This window comes from Bacteroidota bacterium (genome assembly GCA_030017895.1).
In the GTDB taxonomy this organism is placed as follows: domain Bacteria; phylum Bacteroidota; class Ignavibacteria; order UBA10030; family BY39; genus JASEGV01.
Map to the genome: position 1 here is coordinate 13,001 of JASEGV010000028.1, position 23,729 is coordinate 36,729.

The 23,729-nt window shown below is 39.3% G+C and carries 26 protein-coding genes and 1 pseudogene; 9 read left to right on the forward strand and 18 right to left on the reverse strand.

Going from position 1 to position 23,729, the window contains the following annotated elements; all coding sequences use genetic code 11:
* Positions 1–136: 136 nt before the first annotated feature.
* Entirely contained in the window at positions 137–2,509 is a 2,373-nt protein-coding gene (bamA, locus tag QME58_07010) for an outer membrane protein assembly factor BamA (protein ID MDI6803581.1), read from the reverse strand.
* A gap of 9 nt (positions 2,510–2,518) precedes the next feature.
* Positions 2,519–3,313 carry an isoprenyl transferase gene (locus tag QME58_07015; GenBank protein MDI6803582.1) on the reverse strand — a complete coding sequence of 265 codons (795 nt, stop codon included), beginning with the start codon at positions 3,311–3,313 and terminating at the stop codon, positions 2,519–2,521.
* Between the two features lie 965 nt (positions 3,314–4,278).
* Between QME58_07015 and QME58_07020 the strand changes: the two are divergent.
* From QME58_07020 to QME58_07045, 6 genes and pseudogenes are all read left to right on the forward strand, one after another.
* Positions 4,279–4,680, forward strand: a pseudogene (locus QME58_07020) (HEPN domain-containing protein).
* Positions 4,653–4,970: a nucleotidyltransferase domain-containing protein gene (locus QME58_07025; protein ID MDI6803583.1), complete on the forward strand. Its 318-nt coding sequence runs from the start codon at positions 4,653–4,655 to the stop codon at positions 4,968–4,970. Before QME58_07020 ends, QME58_07025 begins: the two are co-directional and overlap by 28 nt.
* 234 nt (positions 4,971–5,204) lie before the next feature.
* Positions 5,205–5,390 carry a hypothetical protein gene (locus tag QME58_07030; GenBank protein ID MDI6803584.1) on the forward strand — a complete coding sequence of 62 codons (186 nt, stop codon included), beginning with the start codon at positions 5,205–5,207 and terminating at the stop codon, positions 5,388–5,390.
* Positions 5,390–5,563, forward strand: coding sequence for a hypothetical protein (locus QME58_07035; GenBank protein ID MDI6803585.1), 174 nt, complete (start codon positions 5,390–5,392; stop codon positions 5,561–5,563). Before QME58_07030 ends, QME58_07035 begins: the two co-directional genes overlap by 1 nt.
* Positions 5,564–5,584: 21 nt before the next feature.
* Positions 5,585–5,791 (forward strand): hypothetical protein, encoded by a 207-nt coding sequence (locus QME58_07040; GenBank protein ID MDI6803586.1) that lies wholly within the window; start codon positions 5,585–5,587, stop codon positions 5,789–5,791.
* Positions 5,775–6,059: a type II toxin-antitoxin system mRNA interferase toxin, RelE/StbE family gene (locus QME58_07045; protein MDI6803587.1), complete on the forward strand. Its 285-nt coding sequence runs from the start codon at positions 5,775–5,777 to the stop codon at positions 6,057–6,059. Before QME58_07040 ends, QME58_07045 begins: the two co-directional genes overlap by 17 nt.
* Before the next feature lie 94 nt (positions 6,060–6,153).
* Here QME58_07045 and QME58_07050 read toward each other — a convergent pair whose 3' ends face one another.
* The 16 genes from QME58_07050 to QME58_07125 all read right to left on the reverse strand — a co-directional run bounded on the left by QME58_07050 (position 6,154) and on the right by QME58_07125 (position 19,988).
* A complete protein-coding gene (locus QME58_07050; protein ID MDI6803588.1) occupies positions 6,154–6,660 on the reverse strand; it encodes a hypothetical protein in 507 nt (168 codons plus the stop codon).
* 201 nt (positions 6,661–6,861) lie between these two features.
* On the reverse strand, positions 6,862–7,098 hold the full coding sequence (locus QME58_07055) for a hypothetical protein (GenBank protein MDI6803589.1): 237 nt from the start codon (positions 7,096–7,098) through the stop codon (positions 6,862–6,864).
* A 73-nt stretch (positions 7,099–7,171) separates the two neighbouring features.
* Entirely contained in the window at positions 7,172–7,474 is a 303-nt protein-coding gene (locus QME58_07060) for a hypothetical protein (protein MDI6803590.1), read from the reverse strand.
* Between the two features lie 58 nt (positions 7,475–7,532).
* Positions 7,533–7,940 (reverse strand): hypothetical protein, encoded by a 408-nt coding sequence (locus QME58_07065; protein MDI6803591.1) that lies wholly within the window; start codon positions 7,938–7,940, stop codon positions 7,533–7,535.
* A 21-nt stretch (positions 7,941–7,961) separates the two neighbouring features.
* Positions 7,962–8,207, reverse strand: a complete 246-nt coding sequence (locus QME58_07070) for a hypothetical protein (GenBank protein ID MDI6803592.1) — start codon at positions 8,205–8,207, stop codon at positions 7,962–7,964.
* A gap of 44 nt (positions 8,208–8,251) precedes the next feature.
* A complete protein-coding gene (locus tag QME58_07075) occupies positions 8,252–10,063 on the reverse strand; it encodes an ABC transporter ATP-binding protein (GenBank protein ID MDI6803593.1) in 1,812 nt (603 codons plus the stop codon).
* Positions 10,064–10,161: 98 nt separating this feature from the next.
* Positions 10,162–11,922, reverse strand: a complete 1,761-nt coding sequence (locus QME58_07080; protein MDI6803594.1) for an ABC transporter ATP-binding protein — start codon at positions 11,920–11,922, stop codon at positions 10,162–10,164.
* A 19-nt stretch (positions 11,923–11,941) separates the two neighbouring features.
* The gene (gene serS / locus QME58_07085; GenBank protein ID MDI6803595.1) at positions 11,942–13,204 is read right to left on the reverse strand and encodes a serine--tRNA ligase; all 1,263 of its coding nucleotides are present in this window, start codon (positions 13,202–13,204) and stop codon (positions 11,942–11,944) included.
* Positions 13,205–13,222: 18 nt separating this feature from the next.
* Positions 13,223–14,152 (reverse strand): dTDP-4-dehydrorhamnose reductase, encoded by a 930-nt coding sequence (gene rfbD / locus QME58_07090; protein MDI6803596.1) that lies wholly within the window; start codon positions 14,150–14,152, stop codon positions 13,223–13,225.
* Between the two features lie 2 nt (positions 14,153–14,154).
* Positions 14,155–14,994 (reverse strand): 2,3,4,5-tetrahydropyridine-2,6-dicarboxylate N-succinyltransferase, encoded by an 840-nt coding sequence (locus QME58_07095; protein ID MDI6803597.1) that lies wholly within the window; start codon positions 14,992–14,994, stop codon positions 14,155–14,157.
* Between the two features lie 71 nt (positions 14,995–15,065).
* Entirely contained in the window at positions 15,066–15,959 is an 894-nt protein-coding gene (gene dapA, locus QME58_07100; protein ID MDI6803598.1) for a 4-hydroxy-tetrahydrodipicolinate synthase, read from the reverse strand.
* Positions 15,960–15,977: 18 nt separating this feature from the next.
* A complete protein-coding gene (gene dapB / locus QME58_07105) occupies positions 15,978–16,715 on the reverse strand; it encodes a 4-hydroxy-tetrahydrodipicolinate reductase (GenBank protein MDI6803599.1) in 738 nt (245 codons plus the stop codon).
* A gap of 11 nt (positions 16,716–16,726) precedes the next feature.
* Complete coding sequence (locus tag QME58_07110; GenBank protein MDI6803600.1) at positions 16,727–17,650, reverse strand: carbohydrate kinase family protein; 924 nt, start codon at positions 17,648–17,650, stop codon at positions 16,727–16,729.
* Positions 17,651–17,652: 2 nt separating this feature from the next.
* Positions 17,653–18,414, reverse strand: a complete 762-nt coding sequence (locus QME58_07115; GenBank protein MDI6803601.1) for a 1-(5-phosphoribosyl)-5-[(5-phosphoribosylamino)methylideneamino] imidazole-4-carboxamide isomerase — start codon at positions 18,412–18,414, stop codon at positions 17,653–17,655.
* Positions 18,415–18,441: 27 nt separating this feature from the next.
* Positions 18,442–19,806 carry an aspartate ammonia-lyase gene (locus tag QME58_07120; protein MDI6803602.1) on the reverse strand — a complete coding sequence of 455 codons (1,365 nt, stop codon included), beginning with the start codon at positions 19,804–19,806 and terminating at the stop codon, positions 18,442–18,444.
* Positions 19,807–19,808: 2 nt separating this feature from the next.
* Complete coding sequence (locus tag QME58_07125; protein MDI6803603.1) at positions 19,809–19,988, reverse strand: hypothetical protein; 180 nt, start codon at positions 19,986–19,988, stop codon at positions 19,809–19,811.
* 122 nt (positions 19,989–20,110) lie between these two features.
* Here QME58_07125 and QME58_07130 point away from each other — a divergent pair, with 122 nt between their 5' ends.
* From QME58_07130 to alaS, 3 genes are all read left to right on the forward strand, one after another.
* Positions 20,111–20,383 (forward strand): ATP-dependent Clp protease adaptor ClpS, encoded by a 273-nt coding sequence (locus tag QME58_07130; protein MDI6803604.1) that lies wholly within the window; start codon positions 20,111–20,113, stop codon positions 20,381–20,383.
* Positions 20,384–20,446: 63 nt separating this feature from the next.
* Positions 20,447–20,650, forward strand: coding sequence for a hypothetical protein (locus QME58_07135; protein MDI6803605.1), 204 nt, complete (start codon positions 20,447–20,449; stop codon positions 20,648–20,650).
* Positions 20,651–20,905: 255 nt separating this feature from the next.
* Positions 20,906–23,644 (forward strand): alanine--tRNA ligase, encoded by a 2,739-nt coding sequence (gene alaS / locus QME58_07140; protein MDI6803606.1) that lies wholly within the window; start codon positions 20,906–20,908, stop codon positions 23,642–23,644.
* Positions 23,645–23,729 lie beyond the last annotated feature (85 nt).

Genomic DNA, 23,729 nt, shown 5'->3' on the forward strand with positions numbered 1-23,729 from the left:
GTTTGTTATTTATAATTTATATTTTTTATTAAATTGTTTCTAATCCCGCAACATAAAAACGTTGCTGGATGCTCATTCCGTCAACGAACTTAACTGTTCCCGCATTGCGGTATTGTTAAGTTCAGTCGGAATTGCATTAAAATCCTCTTCCGAATTGGAAGTGAAACTTCCATCCGTCAGGTTTGCCGTCTCGCGGCATAACATCGTCGGCACCATAACCGTAGTCGAACCCGACCATACCCAACGGTTGGATCATAATGCGTGCACCGAAGCCATAACTTCGTTTTAAATTTAGAAAATCCATAGTCTTCAGATTTTCGTAAACATTTCCGGCTTCTGCAAAAGCTAAAAGATAAATCGGCATTGGAGTCATCGTTACAGAAAATCTAAGTTCTGCAGAATATTTTACCATTGCTTTACCCCCTCTGACTTGTTCGTTTTCATCCATAGGACCGATTGTCCTGTCATCATAACCGCGCATTGGGGTTGTAGCAATAAATCCTAATCCAGTTCCTCCCATAAAGAAATACTCGATTGGGGGAATATTCGAATTTGTTTTAAATCCATCCAACAAACCAATATTAGTTCCTGTAAAGAGAACTAATCGATTTGTTCCAAAAAGAGGAGTATACCAATCGCCTGTAAAAATCCATTTATGATAATCGACATTACCCGGGAGAAAATGACCACCGGAAATTTCTGTAGATAACGCAAAGCTTGAACCGATTGCCGGGAAAATCGGATTGTCGGTGCTGTTACGGGAAATAACTTGTGTAACACTGAGCTGACTTGTTTTTCCTTCTTGATATAAGCCACCGCCACTAATTACATCGTTCAGTTGAAATCGTCCGATCCAATCGCCTCTGAAATAATCATCAGGAAATTTAAATCGCCTTCCGAATCGAACGGAGCCGCCAGTTTGCCGTAAATCGTAAACATAAATTTGCCGGGTATCGAACAAATTAACTCCGAAAGTTGTAGGAGTATCGAAGAGCCACGGCTCTGTAAATCCGAGAGAGAATGTTCTGAAACGGGCACCTTCGCCAAATTGCCACTCGAAGTTTAAAATTTGTCCCGCACCACCTTTCAGCGGTTCAGTAATATCAAAGTTATTAATCGTAAAACCGAGAGCACCTGTAACACCGAAGGCTCCGCTGTAACTGACCGAAGCGTTTATGTTATCGCTCGATTTTTCTTCAACTTCGTAGATTACATTAGCGGTTTTTTCGTCCTGCAACCTGTAATCAGGTTTTATTTTTTCGGGATTGAAATAATTCAACTGAACTAACTGGCGGGCGCTGCGCATTATTGCACCTCGACTGAAAAAATCGCCTGGGCGTGTATAGAGTTCGCGGCGAATTACTTTTTCCTGTGTCTTGGTATTCCCGCGGATTTCAACTCTTCCAATTCTAAATTGATTCCGCTCGAAAACCCTTATTCTCATATCGATACTATCCGGTTCAATACGTGTTTCCTCTTTATCCAAATTAAAAGTGAGGTAACCGTTGTCCAGGAACAAGGAAGCGACATCGGATTGTTCTTCGTTCTGTCTTAAATTTCTTTCGAAGCGTTCAACATCGTAAATGTCGCCTTTATAAAAACCGAGTCGTTGTGTTAAAACTGATGCAGGATAAATTGTATTTCCTTCCCAAATTATATCGCGTATTTTGAACTGCTTGCCTTCGTTAATATTCAGTTGGATGGACATATATTTTTTTGTTTCATCGTACCCAATAGAATCAGAAATAATTTCAGCATCTAAATATCCGTTTTTACGATAGAATTTTATGACTTTATCCTTATCGGTTTCATATTTGCCTTTTTCAAATTTAGCCGAGCGCCAGAACATCCACCAAACTTTTTCCTTTGTGTCTTCCATCTCACCTTTTATTTCGCTTTCACTGAAAGCTTCGGTACCAACGACACGTATCTCTTCTACTTTTACAATTTTACCTTCGTCGATATTGTAACGCAGTACAACTCTATTTGGCTTAGTAGAATCTTCAACAATGTTTTCAGTTGAAATTTCTGCAAGCAGCATCCCCTTTTCAGCATACAAGCTTTGAAAACTATTTTTAATTTTGAGGATTTCCTGGGGAGTTAAAATTTGTCCTTTTGAAATTGTAACTTTTTTCATCAAATCGTCTTCATCGAGTTCGTCGTTGCCTGCAAACTCAACCCGTTCGAGGCGAGGATATTCTTTAACAGAAATCAACAAATACACGCCGTCGCCGACTCTACTTTCGATAGCAATTTGGATGTCTTCGAAAATACGTAAAGTCCAAAGTTTTTGAATCGCTTGACGGATGTGATCGCCGGGGATAGTAATTTCGGTTCCGGTTTTTAAACCCGAATTTGCAATGATCGCACCGGATTCGGCAGTGGTGTTACCTTCGACCGATATTCCTAAGATAGAATATTTTTCCGGCTTTTGGCGTTGAGCAAAAAGCGAAATATCCAGACTTAAAATTGTGATACAAACTAAAAATATATTTAATAAACTTCGCATATTAGAAAATCACTTATTCTGTTTTTGTTTAATTTGGTTACTAGTCAGTCCAAACCGACGTTCACGTTTTTGGTATTCGGTAATTGCACGATACAACTCGTCCCGTCTGAATTCGGGCCAGTTCAACTCGGTTATATAAATTTCCGAATACGCTAACTGCCATAACAAAAAATTACTGACCCGAAATTCACCGCTCGTCCGCACTAACAAATCCGGATCAGGAATACCCTGTGTAGATAAGTACTTTGTTACTAAATCTTCATTAATTGAATCTTCACTCAAAGCGCCGCGCTTAATTTCGGATGAAATCTTTTTTACTGCTTGCATAATATCCCACCTGCCGCTGTAACTTAATGCTAACAACAAATTCAAGCCGGTGTTATTTTGAGTTTTTACAATTGCATCTAAAAGTTCGTTTTGAACTTCGACGGGCAGTTTCGAGATATCGCCGATCGTTCGCACGCGAACGTTGTTGCGGTGGAGTTTATCGGTTTCGTCGCGAAGAGCTTTCATAAGCAGACGCATCAGCATCGAAATTTCTTCTTTCGGGCGTTTCCAATTTTCGGTTGAGAAGGCATACAGCGTCAGATACTTCACACCGAGTTGTCCGCAAACTTCGACCATATCACGAACCGATTCAACACCTTCACGATGACCGGCAACTCGAGGCAGGCTCCGTTTTTGTGCCCATCTGCCGTTTCCGTCCATAATGATGGCTATATGTATGGGAATTTCGCCCGATTGTTTCAGCGTTTCCTGCTTTTTGAGATCGACCTCAACTATTTTTTTGTTTTTTGAGAGCATTTCCTTTTCAATTGAACGACTGAAATTTAACTGATTTTGCATAGAAAAGCAAAAAGACGGGCTTGAAATTATTGATTTTTCAAGGAGTGTCCAGTTGAGAGAAGATAGGAGGATGAAAAAATGGATTAATGGAGGGATACAAAATGGTTAGATTGTAAAATTGGATTGATGGATTGAATGGGTTAGGATAGTTTTGATCCAGTTTGGTAATTGACGGAATAATTTCATAAGCTTGCCGTACTGCCGTAAGACCACCAACTGAGGGTGCCAAAATATATGCAAGATAATACCCATAGTTGTCACAAAATTGATCGTCGTTGTAACCAAGATAAAGTTCACCACTTGTTAAAGCTTTAAAATGAGTTCCTTGGCTTACTTGAAATGGTACACCCGATTCACCTATCTTACCTATTACGCTATGGACTGTAAGATTATTTGTCCATGTGGAACCTTCACCTTCCGGGCCTGTCTAAACCCAGAGATTGAGATTAGTATGGTCAGTGGTGGCAAGACCCTCCATAATGATTACCACCGTATCACCAGTTGTAATTGTTACACCAGTGGGTGTCTACGGTTGGGTAATTGGGATGGGCAATTGTCGTCCGTATGGTACGGTGTCGAAAAGCTGAATATCCTGAGAGCGAATTGTGTAGTAAATGCTCAGAATTGCAAAAAGTAAAGTCAATTTTTTTAACATGAAAACTCCATTGATTGTTAGTTATTAATTTTTTTGTGGATTATGATATTTTAAACTAATTGCATTGGGACGGTGTTGCGGAAAAATTCGGGGAAAAAATTTTTACTGAGACCAAAAAACACTAAATTCTTGAGAAATTGGCAAGGAATGGAGTGTTGGGTTGTGGCTGAGCAAACCTCACGTAAGATTACTTTGCTCAATCTGAGGAAATCTTCGGGAGGTTTGCAGTGGAAGTTGATTTTCAATATAGCTTTATGTATTTTGCCGTGTGAATAATAATTTCAAAAAACAGATAGAATATTGGTTAAGAGCCGGTGAGAGCGTTTTTGAAACAGCCAAAGGAATCCTAAAAACCGGAAAGAATCTTCACTATTGTTTGTTCTTCTGTCATCTAACGATCGAAAAGCATTTGAAAGCCCTTATTGCAAAGACTACCCACTAGATGCCTCCACGATCTCATGATATTGAATTTCTATTAGAAAAAACAGGTTTAAAATTGAAAATAAAAGACTTAGACTTTCTGACCGAAATGAACGGATTTAACTTAGAGACACGTTATCCCGACGAAAAATTTGAAATCTACAAGAAAGCAACCATTACACTAACAAGAAAATATTTTAAAAGGACAGAAGAGTTTACATCATGGCTTCGAAACAAAATGACGCGATAACGATTGCAAAAAAATATATCCGATTTTTGCAAAAAAATCATATCAAAGTAGAGCGTGCTTATCTTTATGGTTCGTTTGCAAACGGAAAGGCACATAAGGACAGCGACATAGATATAGTGGTTGTATCAGAACAATTTACACACTCGCGCTACGATGATAGCGTGCGCATCGCCAAACTCCGGAGAAGCATCGACTTGCGTATCTCGCCGCTCGCATACAATCCCAATGATTTTATAAAAGAAAACCTCATACCATACGAAACAATTACGAATGGTATTCGTATTGCATAGGGAAAAAGCGGTTAACCTAAGCTAACCCTCGAGAGGTTGGCGGGGAAAATCCACCACACGAGGTTGGAATTTACACTGTTTGATGGTTGATTTTATTCTTGAAAATGTTGCACCCCTTAAATTGGATTAAATCGGTAAGATGTACGTTATTTCCCAGCGGTCAATTAGGTTGATTCTCAATCCCATAATTGCTATATTTATTAAAGAATCATTACAAAGAAGGAAGATTTAAATATGAATATCGTCCAAGAACTCGAAAAAATTGAATCAGAGATTCACAACTTGAAAGTGAAGATAAAAGCCCAACCTAAGCCGATAAAATTAGAGGGCATTTGGAAGGGATTAGAGATTACTGAGGAAGATATCGAGAATGCTAAAAAATCTCTCTTTAAGGTTGCTCACGAATTTGAGAATGAGTGATGGAACGATACACTCTCGATACTCATATACATCTGTCGAAGCTGAAAACTCTTCAAGCTATTCCCGAGCTTCACGACAGAATCATTGAGGCAACAGCGTCATTAACTTCAAGTACACTTATCACTAAAGACCGATCGATTATATCTTCTGGTCTTGTTAAAACAATCTGGTAAGTCGGTAAATAAAGGATTAACATGTCAACAGTTTCAATAAATTTAACAGAAGAACAACTTTCGAAGGTTATCGAGGCATACCGGACAATTCAAGAATTTCTCGCAACGATGCTTTCTCCGAACGAATTATACCATTCTGAATTCATCGGGGGGCTGAAGGAGTCGGAAAGAGAAGTTAACTCCGGCAAAACAAAAGCAGTAAACTCTTTCGATGATTTCATCTCCTGAGCGATCTTTAATACGCACCAATCGTTTTGCGCGTGATCTTAAAAAAGTTCCGGATGGAATAAAACAGGAAGCTTATCGGATAGCGACATCAATTACACAGAATATATTTGCTGTCGAACTTGATGTTCGCCCTCTCACTGGATTCAAGGGTTATTACCGTGTCATCGTTTCCCAGGATTTTCGTATGGTTTTTTCTTTTGATGATAAATGTATTTACCTGCACCGAATTGCGCATCGAAAAGATATTTACCGGAATTTAGAATTATAGCCCCCATCTCCAATTCACCGTATCACCGATTCGCTACATTCCCTAATCTTTTTCCCCTATTTTTTACTTTTTAAATTTTGCCTTTTAAATTGATTCAGTGTTTCACCATCGTCGGTTCTTTTTGCCATTCTTTGCCATTCCAGTAACGTACGCCGTTTTTCAAATTTTCAAGGTATGTTTGATCGAACGTGCCGTGAAGTTTACCTTGACTTACAAAATCCTGGCGCAACCGCAATGTCTCACTATCATATTTAACTTCAATTATTTTTAAATTATCGTCGAAGATATATTCAAAAGTTGGATTACCCCCCGTTCCTATTCCTCCGGCTCCATACGTTCCACGAACCCACAATGTATTTGTTTTTACATTATTTATTTCAGTTGCTTTGATACCACCAACATAAGCATGCGTATTCCAAATAATATTCATATCGGAAAGCGGAAAGCGGATAACATACGTCTCGGCAGGAGATAGGGGTTGTCCGAATCCGCGCGATTCACTCGCTTCTGTTTTTCCGACAATCTTGGACGGATCAAGCACACACATTACTGCATAGCTGAGAGAATCCGGTTCACCTACATCATTTTGACCAATAAACACAATTTTGCGTCCCTCCCTCATCTGAATTGATGTAATTAAACCATAACCAAAATGGAAATATTGACCAAGTATCGTCCCATCTTTTGAGAGTCGGTTAATAATGTTAGGTGAACGCCCGCTGTTCGCAACGACAAATATTTCTTTCTCACCGCTTCCCTGAAAATCATCGCAAAGGAAACTTGCACAGCCTAATCTACTATCTTATTTTGTTTCGCGGAATTGGATATTTTCATTAAACGAAATCTCCTTGATAAGTTTTCCTTCTGATGAAAAAATTGTCAATGGGATAGTTGATTCAGATTTTTCACCAAGTGGAAAGATTGTGAGAACATCATTTTTTTTATCACCATCAACATCAGCGATAACTATTCTGTGTTCGCTTCTTTCAAATTCTTTTGGTGTCAGCTTGTAAATACTTTTTGATGGTCGATTTAACAAATCGATTTACATAAGACTCATCTCATTCATATCGTCGTGCAGAATAATGGTTGATATTTGTTTAATCTGTTCATTAATTGGCACTTATATTTTCTTTTAAAAGCTTCACCGCATCTTTTTTAGCTTGCTTTAATAAATATTCCAAAATATTTCGATGTTCTTTTTTATATTCGATATCCGTTAGAACCGGTATATGGTTTTTTAGCAATTCATAAAGTGATGTGTCTTCACCATCCATTCCTATGAATTTTTCTATCAGCACTTCTTCAATTACACGGAAGTAAGATTCAAATATATTTGAGGTAATTTTTCCTTTACCAACATACTTCGGGGAATTATTTTTTTCAACATCACGGCATGATTTTTTAATTAACACTGCCGCATCTGTTTTTAAAAATGTGTCATCAAACGTAGCATCTTCGGAGACTACTTCATTAGTTGTATATACATCTCGAAATATTTATCCCCACAGTAACTAACGGAATTATGCGGCAGCGATCAGTTTGCTCTCGTAGAATAAGGGAAAACTTAGCAAGGAGATCAGGGATGTGTTCACGCCCGTTCACTTCGCACATAAAAAACCCGCGGAGTTCATCACGGTCAAATGCAGGATTATCCTCGAGTGTATCACAGGCACAAGGTGCGATGCAGGACTCGCCAAAACGTTCAACCTCGGTGAAATTTTTAAGCGTGTTTATAGCAATTTTGATATTGCGAAGAATTTTTGAAAGCGATGGATCGATCTCGCTGTACTGACGATAGATACCGTGGTTTACTTTTGAGAAAACAAGTCGGCGGAGGTGTGAGAGAATTTCCTCATCGCGAGAAGTTGTGATAGACAATCCGGTAAAGTATGCTTTTAATTAGATACAGTTACCATCAGAATCTTGTTGGAATAACTCGGCAATGCAATCGTATGCAAGGTCGGAGGTGGTAAGACCGGATACCATACTCAAGGTTCCAGTCGTAGTTTTGCTTGCAATGAATGAATTAGCAAGCGAGTGCAAAACTTTGATGAGCCGGTTCAATTGTTCACGTGAACACTCGTTGCCAAGTATGGCAATAATTATCTCACGTAATCCTATGGAAAGTTTTGTGTAGTTGAACATACAAGATTTACTAAACTATACAGCGTATAGTAAAACCCATCCTATTATACAATTGGAAATTTATCTCTTGCCATTTCCTGCTCTTTATACTGTAACTGATAAAGCTTGTGGTATATTCCGCCCAACGACAGCAGTTGCTGATGTGTGCCCATCTCACGTATTTCTCCTTTATGCAGAACGATGATTTTGTCTGCTCGCTGTATTGTCGATAAACGATGAGCAATAACTATTGATGTCCTCCCCTTCAAAAGTTTTTGTATAGCTTTTTGAATAAGCTGCTCGGACTCGGTATCAATGCTCGATGTAGCTTCATCTAAAATTAAAATTTTAGGATTGAAAGCTAACGCCCTTGCGAAAGATATAAGCTGCTTTTGTCCGACAGAAAGTGTTGCACCTCGCTCTTTCACTTCCTCGCTATAGCGGTTGGGAAGTGTATCAATAAAATTATTCAAACCCACTACTCTTGCAGCAGCTTTGACACGGTCAATTTTTATTTTTTCATTTCCTAAATTGATGTTTGATTTTATATCGCCCGAAAACAAAAACACATCCTGATGAACAACTCCAATTTGCTGCCGCAATTGATATTGATTGATGTCGTTAATATCCACATCATCAATCAAGATGGTCCCTTTTTGCACGTCGTAAAACTTTGTAAGGAGGTTGATGATCGTAGTTTTTCCAGCGCCTGTATGTCCGACGATAGCAACAGTTTCGCCTGAATTAATTTTGAAAGAAACATTTTTCAAAATCCATTCCGAATTTTCAGAGCCGTCTTCGTGATGGTCATAAGAGAAACTAACATTCCGAAATTCGATTTCGCCGCGGATTGAAGTAAGTGAAGCTGCATCTTGCCTTGTTATAATCGATGGCTTTTCATCAAGAAGTTTGAAGATTCTTTCGGACGAAGCCATAGCCGTTTGCATAATATTATATTTTTCAGATAAGTCGCGAATCGGGCGCCAAAACATTTCATTGAATTGGAAAAAAGCCATAACCGTTCCGATAGTTACAGTCCCCGTTAAAGCTTCGACACCTGAATACCAAATAATTAAACCAATCGCGATAGCCCCAATTAACTCGACGCTTGGATAAAAAACAGCGTAATAGAAAATTGATTTGATGTTAGCATCCCTGTGTGAAGCATTTATGTCGATAAATTTTTCGTGAGAAACTTTTTCGCGATTGAAAATTTGATCAACAATCATTCCTGTGATGTGTTCCTGCATAAAGGTATTGATGCGGGCAACTTGTAAACGGACTTCACGATAACTCTCGCGCGCCTTCCGCCGGAATAAGAATGTTGCATAAAACAATATCGGCAACACACTCAAAGAAACTAAGGCGAGTTGCCAGTTCATTTGGAACATAAAGTATAAAATGCCAATGATAGTAAAGACATCGGTAAATACCATAACTACTCCCGACGAGAACATTTCGTTCAAAACTTCAACATCGTTTGTAACACGGGTTATAAGTCTGCCAATTGGATTTTTATCGAAGAATTTGATGTTGAGGCGCTGCAAGTGTTCAAAAATCTGCATTCGTAAATCGAAAATAGTCCGCTGACCAATCCACTGTGTAAGATAGGCGCTGAAGTATTGAACTACTCCACGCACAACTAACACAGCAAAAAACAACAATGCAGTTAGAAGTAAACCGTGTTTATCATTGTTGGCTATGTTTACGTCGACAGCAATTTTAGTGAAGTATGGTCGGACTGCTTCCATTCCTGAAACTAACATACTCAACAAAATTCCGAGCGCAACATACCAGCGGTATGGTTTCAACGACTTTAAAAGTCGCTTCATCAATCGAGCATCATAAGCTTTGCCGAGTACTTCCTCTTCGTGCATAAATCAATTAAAAATTAAAAGGTTAAAAGTCATATCTTTGTGATCTGGATAAATAAATCCTCCATTTTTAATTTTGATTTTTGATTGTTGAATTAGACTCACATCTTCTCCAGCTCTTGTTCTAACAATTGCTTTGCATACAAATCTGCATAAATACCCCCAATATCAACTAATTCCTCGTGTGTGCCTCTCTCAATGATAGCCCCTTTATCCAATACAACAATCAAATCGGCATCTTTCACAGTCGATATCCGATGACTGATAATTATGCTCGTTCGGTTGTGCATAACTTTTTTCAAGTTTTTTAAAATTTCCTCTTCGGTGTATGTATCAACCGCCGAAAGTGCATCATCCAAAATCAAAATTTTCGGATCGCGGATAATTGCACGGGCTATACTTGTGCGTTGTTTCTGTCCCCCCGATAGTGTAATTCCCCTTTCACCAATCAGAGTTTCAAACTGCTTTGGAAACTCAGTTACATCCTTAATAAGCTGTGCTGTCGTAGCAGCTTGAATAACCTTGTTCCCATCTTCGCCATCGATTCCATAACATATATTATTTGAAATCGTATCTGAAAACAGAAACGTTTCCTGTGGAACAAATCCGATATTCGAGCGGAGTACTTCGACAGGAATTTCTTTTATATTCACACCATCAATTAGGAGATCGCCGCCTGTTATATCATACAACCGCGCAATTAAACTAACAAATGATGATTTACCTGAACCTGTGTAACCTACAACTGCTATCGTCTTTCCACTTTCAATTTTCAGATTGATATTTTTAAGAATCGGTTGCGGGCTGCCCTTATGTTTGAATGATACATCTCGGAATTCTATAGTTCCGGAAATATATTCTATTGAGTGATTCGTATTTTCGTCGTCTTTAATTTCGGGTTGAGTATCAAAAATTTTCCCGAGCCGCCCCATTGATGCAGCCCCCTGCTGGAGAAGATTTAAAACCCATCCGAATGCAATCATGGGCCAAATCAACATAACCAAGTAAGCAAAGAAAGCAGTCAGCGTTCCGATAGTCATTTTCTCATCGATCACACGTGACCCGCCGAAGTAAATCGATATTACGAGAGAGATACCGACTAACAAAAACATCGTGGGCCAAATTATAGATTGATACTTTGCGAGCACCAAATTTTTCTTTAAATAATCCCAGCTTATTTTTTTGAATAATTCGATTTCGTAATCCTCGCGAACATAAGCTTTTACAACACGGATGCCCGATAAATTTTCCTGTGCACGTGTGGTTAATTTGCTGTACTGTTCCTGCCGTTCCTGAAATTTTATGTTAATTAATTTTCCCAATTTAAAAACAGCGAATGAAACGAGTGGTAGTGGAATTAGAGCAAGGAGTGTCAACTGCCAATCTTTTATCAACATCATTGTAAGAACCATAACAAACGTGACGAAAGTATCGGAGGGATACATTATACCCGGACCGACTACATTGCGGACTGCACCGATGTCGTTTGTTGCGTGCGCCATCAAATCGCCCGTTGGTGTGTTTTGGAAAAACGAGTGAGATAATTTTTGAATATGTTTAAGAAAATCGTTTCGAAGGTCGAATTCGATGTGGCGCGAAATCACGATGATTGTTTGACGCGTTGCAAACGACAAAACACCTGCAACAGCAGTAAATCCTACAATCACAGCAGCATAAATTAACAACCGAAATGAATCGAGAGTATGTGTATCGAGACCATGCTTCAAATCATCAATTGCTTTTCCGATGAAGTGAGGTTGGATAACTGTAAAAATATTACTCCCTACAATTGCAATCAGACCGATTAAAAGAGTTTTCTTGTATCGTGAAAGATACGGGAGAAGCCGAAGCAGCGATTTCATAAAACCATTTTCAAGAAAATCATCCGATTATTTCAAATCCTGTATATTTATGCAGAACTTTCGGAATAATTACTTTACCTTCGGGAGTTTGGTAGTTTTCTAAAATTGCAGCCACAACGCGTGGAAGTGCGAGTGCCGAACCGTTTAATGTATGAACAAATTCGGGCTTACCGCCATCAGGGCGAAAACGGACGTTAATACGGCGGGCTTGAAATGACTCGAAGTTGCTGATTGAGGAAACTTCTAACCAGCGTTTCTGTGCCATTGCCCAAACTTCTAAATCATATTTTTTAGATTGAGTGAAACCCATATCGCCAGTGCACATTAAAAGAACGCGATAAGGTAGATTTAATTTTTGAAGAAGATTTTCGGCATCGGCGCGTAAGGAATCGAGTTCGTTGTATGAAGTTCCTGGATGAACAAATTTTACAAGTTCAACTTTATCGAATTGATGCAAACGGTTCAAACCGCGAACATCTTTTCCGTAGGAGCCGGCTTCACGGCGAAAGCAAGGTGTGTATGCAGAATATTTCAGGGGTAAATTTTTCTCGGAAAGAATTTCATCGCGATGAATATTTGTTACAGGAACCTCGGCAGTCGGTACTAAATACAATTCATCTCGATCTACAACGTACATCAAATCTTCTTTGTCGGGAAGCTGGCCTGTTCCGATTGCGCTTGCAGTATTGATCATCAACGGAGGTTGGAGTTCAACATATCCTGCATTGTGAGCTTCGTCCAAAAAGAAATTAATTAAAGCGCGCTGCAATTTTGCACCGGCGCCGCGATAAAGCGGAAAACCTGCTCCTGTAATTTTAACGCCCGTTTCGAAATCAATAATTCCTAACTTCTCTGATAATTCCCAATGCGGTTTAGGTTCAAAATCAATTTCGTTAGTTTTCCCCCACGAAAAAATAACTCGGTTATCTTCGGGTTTATGCCCTTCGGGAACTGAAGGATGCGGAACATTCGGAACCGAGAGGAGAAGCTTGTTTAGATTTTCTTCTATCAATCGTAATTCGTCGTCCATTGTTTTAATTTCGTCTTTCACTTTATTCATCTCGGCAATGGCAGCAGTTGCATCTCCTCCGGCTTTTTTCATTTTGGCAATTTGTTCGGAAACAACATTCCTTTGATTTTTTAATACTTCAGCTTTTTGAATGAGTGCACGCCGTTTCTCATCCAATTCTAAAATTTCATCTATTCTATCTACATCCCCTTTTTTGCTGATTCCTTCTTTTACAAGTTGTGGATGTTCGCGAATGAATTTTATATCTAACATAAATTCTACTATCCTTTTTTAGATTATATGATATTCTTTATTTTTCTGATGATGGTAAAATTGATTTTGGAAAACCGTCAAACCATTTTCAACATTCGACATTTTCAGATTCAACTCGGTTTCAGCTTTTAAAATAATGAAGCCCGATTTCAGAGGTCGTTGCGCCGGTTGTTTCAATATCGAAGTTTTGATTGGAGTTATCAAATCCTTATTGAACTTAAATTTTTTCGCTAATGCTAATGCAAAACCGTACCGGCTAATCAGTTCGCCGCCGGCAATATTAAAAAGTCCTGAACGATTGTATTCAACGATCTTTAAAACAGCATAAGCTAAATCGTCAACTAACGTCGGATTACCGATTTGATCGTCCACAACGCGAATTGGTTTGTTCTCGCTCAGATTGTTGGCTAGCCAAAGTGCAAAATTATCTTTCACCTGATTCGCAATTCCGTAAAGTATCATCGTCCTGATAATTACATTAGGAATTCCTGAAAGTTTTAAAACATTCTCACTTGCCAACTTCGTCCGTCCATAATATGAAATCGGGTTTGGTGTATCTGATTCGGAATAAGGTCCATTCTTTCCATCGAAAACATAATCGCTTGAAAAGTGAATAACTTTTGCGCCGACCATTTTAGCCCCGTAAACAAGATTTTCGACTCCGCTTACATTAACTTTCCAGGCAAGCGCTCTGTCAGTTTCGCATAAATCCACATTAGTTACAGCGGCTGTATTGATGATTACTTCAGGCTGAAAAAAGTCGACCAATTTTAAAACAGCTGAGCGTTTTGTAATATCTAACTGATGATAAGGAAAATCTTTTTCCTCTAAAAAAAAATTTCCTTCAACCGATGCATTTATTATGTCATACTGCTTGCTTTTAGAAAAGAGGGTGGTTAATTTTTGTCCTAAAAGTCCGTTGCTTCCAACAATCAGAATACGTTTCATACTTATCTTAAACTTTCTTCAAGGGCAGTAGAAGCATCCGTTTTTTCGTCGCGATATTTTACAATCACCGGAGTATAAACCGAAATGCCATTAATTTTTCCCCACTTGCTTGAAATAGGCCGCGAGCCGGGAACTACAACTGCATTTTCGGGAATTATCAAAGGTGTTTCGGGGATCTTTCTATAGAATTGATTTTTCACAGCATCGTAAACCGGTGTTGAACCTGTAATGAAAACACCCGTAGCAATTACGCAACGTTTTTGCACGATTGTGCCTTCGTAAATACCGCAGTTACCACCGATGAGGACATCGTCCTCGATGATTACGGGCATCGCGCCTACCGGCTCAAGAACGCCGCCAATTTGTGCGGCTGCGCTAACGTGAACACGTTTCCCGATTTGAGCACACGAACCAACCAACGCATGCGAATCAATCATCGTTCCTTCGTCAACATAAGCGCCGATGTTAATGTAAGCAGGCGGCATCATTACTACACCTTTTGCCACATAAGCTCCATCGCGGACAGCGCTTCCGCCGGGAACGATACGCACGTTATCTTGTATCTCAAAGTTTTTTAACTTCATTGTATGTTTGTCGAAATACTGGAACAACTCGTCGGTTGAATATTCAGTTAACAAACCAATACGGAAACCGAGCAGAATTCCTTTTTTCACCCATGTATTCACTCTCCATCCGCTGCCATCCTGTTCAGCCGATCTGACTTCGCCGCGGTTTAATAACTCTTTAAGTTCCTTGAAAATTTTGTGAGCTTCTGCGCGATTGAGCTGATCAATCGGCTCGGAAAATAACTGTTCTATTTTTTTTTGTAAAGAAGTATTCATAATTCGGATTTCAGATTTCACCCGCCCGACTGAATGACTTCTGTCGTTCGGGCAGGGATTTTCGATTTTTTTTATATAAGTTTTAATTCTTTCAGTATTGCTTCTAACTTCGTGCGATGTTTATCGCTCAACGGAACAAGCGGCAGACGGTATGCTTCTTCAATTTTCCCCATCATCGCGAGTGCTGATTTTACAGGAATCGGATTCGATTCGATGAAGTTAAAATTCATTAGCGGTAAAAGTTTGTTGTGTAACTTTGCCGCTTCGTTAAATTTACCATTCAAAGCGAGTCGGGTCATCTGAGAAAACATTTTTGGAACTTCATTCGCGACCACGGAGATAACTCCATCGGCACCCAGCGAAACAAGCGGAAGTGTGATAGCATCATCGCCCGACCAGACCGCAAAGCCTTTCGGACGGTTACGAAGGATTTCCATAATTTGTGTAAAATTGCCGGAAGCTTCTTTAACTCCGATAATGTTCGGAATTTTCTCAGCCATCCGTAAAGTTGTTTCAGCTTCGATGTTGCTTCCCGTTCGACCGGGGACGTTATAAACTACAATAGGGACACCTGTTTCTTCTGCGATTACTTTGTAGTGTCGCAAAAATCCTTCCTGCGTCGGTTTGTTGTAATATGGACCGACGGATAAGATAGCATCGGCTCCGGCTTGAAAAGCCAACTTGGAAAGTTTAATGGCTTTGCTTGTATCGTTAGAGCCGGCGCCCGCAATTATTTTTACCCGTTTTCGAGCAGTTTCAGCAACAATTCGAATTACATCTATTTGCTCTGCTTCGTTGAGTGTTGCACTTTCGCCGGTTGTTCCGGTAGGAATTATTGCTTCAACTCCGTTCTTAATTTGGTACTCTACTAAATTGCGAAGCGCCTTTACGTCAATCGTTCCGTTTGTTTTGAAAGGTGTAACTAACGCCGTTCCTGTTCCTTTAAATAATATTTCTCGTTTCATAAATTTAATCCATTATTTTTATATTGAGGTCATAACATCTTTCATAGTAAACACGCCCTTTTTACCGTTAAGCCATTCGGCTGCTAGCAATGCACCGAGAGCGAATCCTCTGCGGTTTTTTGCTGTATGAGTCAACTCAATACAATCAAAATCGGAATCGAATAAAACAGTATGCTTACCGATGCAAGAACCAACACGAGTTGAAGTTATATGCAATTGGTCAGATTTCATTTTCGAGCGTGCAGTTTCTTGCAACATTTCTTTCTTCCTCTTCACGTTTTGCGTTATTATCTGTCCTAACACTAACGCAGTTCCGCTTGGGCTATCAGCTTTTTGTTTATGATGTATTTCCGAAACCATCATATCATACTCATCAAAATTATTAAAAATACTTGATGCAGTATTTATTATGCGGTAAAAGATGTTTATTCCCAAAGAAAAATTCGGTGAATAAAGTAAGCCGATATTGTTCTTCTTCACAATCTTCTTTACATCTTCTATTTTATCGAACCACCCGGTTGTTCCGACCACAATATTTTTTCCAGCATTTGCAACAGCTTCAATATTATCGAACACCACTGAGGGCGTCGTGAAATCGATACATACATCAATATTTTTCAGATTTTGTTTAGTCAGTGCAAGTGAATTGTAATTTTCTTCTTCGGTAATTATTTTTTTAACAGTTGAACCTTTTTCTATCGCAACTTCCTCGATAGCTTTGCCCATCTTACCATAACCGATAATAGCTATATTCATATTATCTCCATCTATTTTTTATTTTCATTAATTTTATATTTCGATAGTTGATCAATTTCGTTGGACGATTTCAAAGTTGCATTCATCGCAGCAACCTCATTGGCATATTCTGTCGATATCTTTTCGTCTTTAGCACGGATATATTTTGCGCAGTAGGCGGCTGCAAAAACATCGCCGCAACCGGTAGAATCCAATGTCCGTTCGGTTTCGATGCCCGCAATATCAAACCGCTCAATGTGTTTATTTTCATCTTTGAAAAGTGTACATCCTTTTGAACTCCGTGTTATAATTACGTTGTTCGTGTTTAATGCTGTTATTTGTTTAATTAAATACTCTTCGTCTGGCTTTTCATTTGCAAGTCCGGTTGTTTCTTCTTCGTTCATCTGAACTGTATGCAGCATAAACAACCATCGCCGCCAATCGGGTATTAACCGGCGATACCTTTTTCCGTCTTCATTTATACCAAGCGATAAGCTGTGGACATCCAAAAAAATCGGTATCTTTTCTTCTCGTACAGTGATTCTAATTTCATCTAAAGTTTCGAGTGTAATATCAAAGCCCGAAATCATATTTATCAAAATCATATTTGTATCAAGATACGGTTTTATTTTTTTAAAAGGAATTGGTTTAGCAATGTTTTTTGAACATTCGATGCGGTGATTATGATTCTGGTAGTAGAGATGAACCTGATTAGTTTGACTGTCGGTTTTAAAAATCCCGGATGTATCTACATTTTTATATGCGCTAAGTCGTTCGATCAACTGCGAATAATCTTTGCTTCCGATACCGAACACGGGAAAAATTTTCGTGTTTGAATCGGCAATGTTTGCGAGAGCGGCGAGCGAATAAAAAATTCCGCCGTAACCTTGCGATTGGCTACCGTCGGCGTGATGAATTACATCGAGGCAAATATGTCCGACTACAGTAATTAACATTTTTATACCTTTGCAGTGAATGGATATTTCATTGATTCGCAAACCCGCCAGATGCTTTGGCAGGAAAATTTATTTTCGTAAAGAGCTTCCCCAATTACAACCGAATCGACACCGTGTTTGACTAACTCTTGCATTTTCAGAAGGTCGTTCAGACCTCGGATACCACCTGAGGCAGTTACACGCATACCGGTTTCGATTGCGAATTCTTTAATAGCATCGAAATTCGGAGACGATGTTGTTCCGTCAGTGAAAATATTTCGGTACACAATACGTGTGAAACCGAGGAATTTAGCATGCTGTGCAGCATCAACAAGAGTGAAATCGGAATTTTTAACCCAGCCTTTAGTAACAACTTTGTTATTTTCCACCGACAGACCTATAACAACTTTGCTACCGCCGTACTTTTGCAAAATCTTTACAGCTTCTGTTGGTTTTTCGAGGAACAAAGTACCGATTAAAATTCTGTAAACACCGATATCGAAAGCGCGTTGAGCATCGACAAGACTCTGAATACCGCCACCCAACTCGATTGGGATATCAACGGTCTCGATAATTTTTTGAACCACACCAAGGTTTACAAAATGCCCGACATTTGCAGCATCGAAATCGGTAATGTGCAGCGACTTAGCATTTTCGCGGCGCCAAAGTTTAGCCATTTCGACTGGATCGTCCGAGCAAACTGAACCATCCTCGTATTTCACTTTGAAGAGGCATTTACCCGCTATAATTCGTATTGCTGGTATGATTAATAGCATAATTTGCATTTAAATTGCACAAAAATTTATTGAAATTCAAACTGATAAAGCATCAAAATCCGTTTCCGTCATAATTCCTTTTTCGATAACCAATTTTTTAACTGTTATATTTTTTTCCAAAGCTTCTTTGGCCAACTCGGCTGTCTTTAGATAACCAATATTAGGGCTGAGAAGAGTGGCTATACTTATACTTTGTTCAGCATAATTTTTACAACGCTCTTTATTTGCTTCGATACCTTTTACACACTTCTCCGAAAATACAGTAATTGCATTAGTAAGGATTTCTATAGATTGTAAAAGATTATAGTTGATCACGGGCATCATTACATTTAATTCGAGTTGCCCGGCTTGAGCCGCCAGCGAAATGGTTGTGTTGTTTCCAATTACTTGGAAGCAAACCATATTTAACATCTCGGCAATTGACGGATTAATTTTACCCGGCATTATTGATGAACCAGGTTGAACAGTAGGCAATTTTATTTCAGCTAATCCGGTCATTGGTCCGGAGCTTAAAAGTCTTAAATCATTAGCTATTCGTATTAAATCCAAAGATAAATTGGCATAGGCATTCGATAAATGAACAAAAGGGAACATACTCTGCATTGCCTCAAAACAATTATCTGCTTTTTTGAATTCCATACCAGTCAGCTTTTGCAGTTCTACTATAACTACATCTCGATAATCCTTCGGTGTGTTGATTCCGGTACCGACCGCAGTCCCACCTAGTCCTAACTCAAGAAAATATTTTTTCGAGTCGGTTATATTTTCTATGTGTTTCTTCAAAACGGAAGCATAGCCCGAAAATTCCTGACCCAAACTTATAGGGGTTGCATCCTGCAGATGAGTTCGACCTGACTTAATTACGCTTGCAAACTCAACCGATTTTTCATTAAACACAATCTGAAATTTTATTAATGCGGCAATAAACGTCTTAAGTTTTTCCAATGCGGCAACCCGCATTGCAGTCGGGTAAGTATCGTTTGTAGATTGACTCATATTCACGTGATCGTTTGGATTTATTAACGAGTAATTCCCTTTTTCTGCTCCAGTTAATTCGAGAGCGCGATTCGCAATCACTTCGTTCACATTCATGTTAAATGATGTACCCGCACCGGCTTGGTACACATCCACTACAAACTGATCGATAAATTTTCCCGACAAAATTTCATCACAAGCCAAGATAATCGCATCAGCAATCTTTTTATCGAGTACATTACATTTTTTGTTTGCAATAGCCGCTGCTTTTTTTATGAGCAGATACGACTCAATAAATACTTTATGCGCTTTGAGGTTACTAATAGGAAAATTTTCCAGCGCCCGCTGCGTTTGTATCCCATAGTAAGAATCTTTAGAAATATGTTTCTCTCCCAACGAATCCTTTTCTAACCGAAACGATTGCATCTTCAATCCTCCTTATGCAATGTAAATTCTGTTTGAGAAGCATTGCATGACGGACAAGTTTCCGGTAATCCTTTTTTGCGGGGAATACTATAACCGCAATTTGTGCATTCCCACAGAAGTTCCATATCGAATGATTGAAAATCTTCAACTTGTCCATTGTCTCTTTCTATCTGTTCATTCATAAATTATCTTATCAATTTTCTATATTAACATAGAGATAACTGTAATAAATTCCAAAATAAATTCTTTCGATTGCAAAAGTCAACATTTTTCACTAATTTTTTATAGAAATTAGTAAGCAACCATGCAAACACAACCTTTAGAAGAAATAGAAGAAATCGTCGAAACTCAGGCACCGGCAAAAGTAATCCTTTTTAATGACGATGTGCACTCTTTCGACGAGGTAATTTACCAGATCATCCGGGCGGTTCGCTGCGACTTCGAAAAAGCAAAAGCACTTACTAATCAAGTCCACAATTACGGAAAAGCGGTTGTGTACGGCGGCGAGTTGAACAAGTGCATCGAGGTCAGCAGCATACTCGAAGAAATTGAGTTGATGACACAGGTGGAGTATTAGGATGATGGAGTTATGGAGTATTGGATTGATGGATAAATGGAAAAGAGATGAAAGGATAAATTTATGAGTTTAAAAATTAAAGAAACACAAGTTTTATACGATGCAAAAGGGAAAAAAACACATGTTCTACTTTCGTACAAAAAATATCAAGAGTTTATTGAAATGTTCGAAGACATGGAAGACTTAGCTCTGATGAAAGAAGTGGAAAAGGAAAAATCAATTCCGTGGGAAGTAGTTAAGAAAAACTTAGATAAGAAGAAAAAATGAAATATTCGGTAATCGTTAAACCGAATGTGTCTAAAGATTTAGACCTACTGCCGAAGTATCTCTATTCGAACATCAAAAATGTTATAAATTCATTAGAAGAAGAATCCAGGCCTGCTGGCTGTAAAAAATTGATCGGTTCGAAAAACCGTTGGCGAATTCGAATAGGTAACTATCGAATACTGTATGAAATAAATGATGATTTAAAAATAGTTGAAATATTTAGGATTGCGCATAGAAAGGATGCATATAGATAGAGTGACAAAAACCTGTAATGAAATACGAAACGATTTTTTAAGGTTCTTTGAAGAGCATGGACATAAGATCGTTTCAAGCGCGCCGGTAATTCCGTACGACGACCCGACGCTCCTGTTCACGAACGCCGGCATGAACCAGTTCAAAGATATTTTTCTCGGAACGGGTAAACGCGATTACAACCGCGCGGCGGATTCTCAGAAGTGCATCCGCGTTAGCGGCAAGCACAACGACCTTGAAGAAGTGGGGCGCGATACTTACCACCACACTTTTTTTGAAATGCTTGGCAACTGGTCGTTCGGCGATTACTATAAGAAAGAAGCCATCGAGTGGGCGTGGGAGTTGATGACAACAGTTTGGGAATTAGACAAGACGCGTTTGTATGCAACAGTTTTTGAAACAGATACCGAAGCAGAAGAACTCTGGAAAAAAGTTACCGACATCAACCCGTCGCACGTTTTACGTTTTGGGAAGAAAGATAATTTTTGGGAGATGGGCGAGACTGGTCCGTGCGGTCCATGCTCTGAAATCCACATCGACCTGAGTGAAAACGGCGACTGCGGTCATCTCGTTAATGCAGGAGATGCTCGCGTGATGGAAATTTGGAATCTTGTTTTCATCCAATACAACAGAGACGATAAAGGCACACTCACTCCACTACCGGCAAAGCATGTCGATACCGGAATGGGGTTCGAAAGAATATGCGCCGTGTTGCAGGGAAAGAAATCAAACTACGACACTGATGTTTTTACACCGATTATTAAACACATATCAAACATCGTTGGCAAGCCGTATCAATCCAAATTAGATGACCCGCTCGATATAGCGATGCGAGTTATCGCCGACCACCTTCGGATGTTGTCGTTCTCAATCGCCGACGGAGGCATTCCTTCAAACGAAGGACGAGATTACGTCATGCGCCGGATTCTTCGCCGTGCTGCACGCTTCGGACGAAGTTTAGGAATGCATGAACCCTTCATTTTTAAAATTGTGGAAGCTGTTGTCCAATCTATGGGCAATCAATATCCTGAAATAAAAGAGCGACAAAACCACATCGAGCGTGTGATAAAAGGAGAAGAAGAAAGCTTTAACGCTACACTCGACCGTGGGCTTGAAATTTTTGAAACGGTTATTGAACGTATTGGTCATTCCAAAACTTTCCCAGGTGAAGACGCATTTAAACTTTATGACACTTACGGATTTCCGCTCGATCTTACAGAATTGATGGCGACTGAAAGAGGATTAAAAGTTGATGTTGTTCGGTTCGTGGAGTTGATGGAAGAACAACGAACACGGGCAAGAGATGCGATTAAGTCTTCTACACAAATTGCACAAATAGGAAGTGAATTTAACGATTCTATATTTATTGGCTACGAACAAAACGAAGCCGATGTTCTACTCGATAAAGTTGTAGATAATAAATATATTTCATTCAACAAAACCCCAATCTATATCGAATCTGGAGGACAGGTTGACGATACTGGTATTGTTGAAGGAGAGGGATTTAGAGCAAGGATTCTAAAATCCATTAAGCAGGATAAAAAATTAATACATGAAATTGAAGTGTTCGAAGGGAATATTACCGAAAACGTAGGTAAAATTGTCCATGTGAAAATAGACTACGACCGTCGCCAAAACATAATGCGTAACCACACCGCCACGCATCTTTTACACGAAGCGTTACGCAGAGTACTTGGTAGTCACGTCCAACAGCACGGCTCACTCGTTGCACCCGATAGATTACGATTCGATTTCAACCATTTCGAGAGAGTAACGGAAGAACAAATTCGCGAAATTGAAAACATCGTAAACAAAAAAATCTCGGAAGGAATATCGGTCGAAGCGAAAGAAATGCCAATCGAGGAAGCGAAGAAAATCCCCGGCATAAAAATGTTCTTCGGTGAAAAATACGGAGACGTTGTCCGGGTAATCAGAATGGCGGATGATTTCTCCGCTGAGCTTTGCGGCGGCACGCACGTTAAGAACACAGCCGACATCGGTTTGTTCAAGATTACTTCCGAATCGAGCATTGCAAGCGGAATTCGCCGCATTGAAGGGATAACAGGCGATGGCATTAAGCAATACATCAATGATCAGTTACAAAAAATAAGTGAAGTGGATATGCATTTCACAAAACTTCTCGAAGAAAGAGAAACTCTTGAGCAGGAACTTGGTCAGTATAAAAAAGTTGACCCTGCGAAAAGGCAATCGCTCGGTGCTGTCAAGATTCAGGTTGAAAATGCAACCACCAAAACTATCGTCGAAATCGAAACGTTGATTCAGGTACGGCATCAGGCGACAGAACAATTGAACAAAGAAATCTCCGACATTAAAAAAGAACTTTCGAAACATCGTGTGCAGGAAGCATTATCGGGTATTGATGCACTGATAGCCGGCGGAGTAGCATTTGATGATTTCAAAATCGTGTCAAGCAAGATTGAAGCAAGCAGTATGGACGAGTTGAAAAACATCGGAGATACGCTTCGTGCAAAACTAACATCCGGTGTCGGTGTGCTTGGGACAGTTATAGACGAGAAGGTCGCGCTTGTTTGCGTCGTAACCGATGATCTCATCAAGAATAAAAAACTTCAGGCAGGAATAATTGTTGGAGAGATTGCAAAAATTGCAGGCGGCTCTGGCGGCGGACGACCGCATTTAGCAACCGCAGGTGGAAAAGATGTAAACAAGCTCGATGAAGCTTTAGAAAAAACTGTAGATATAGTTAAAGCGATGATAGCGTAGAGCAGAGAACTTAGAGCAATAACTAATAACTAGAGACTTCTGAAAAATTGATAAAAAGAGATATTTTTATTTTAAAATATTAATT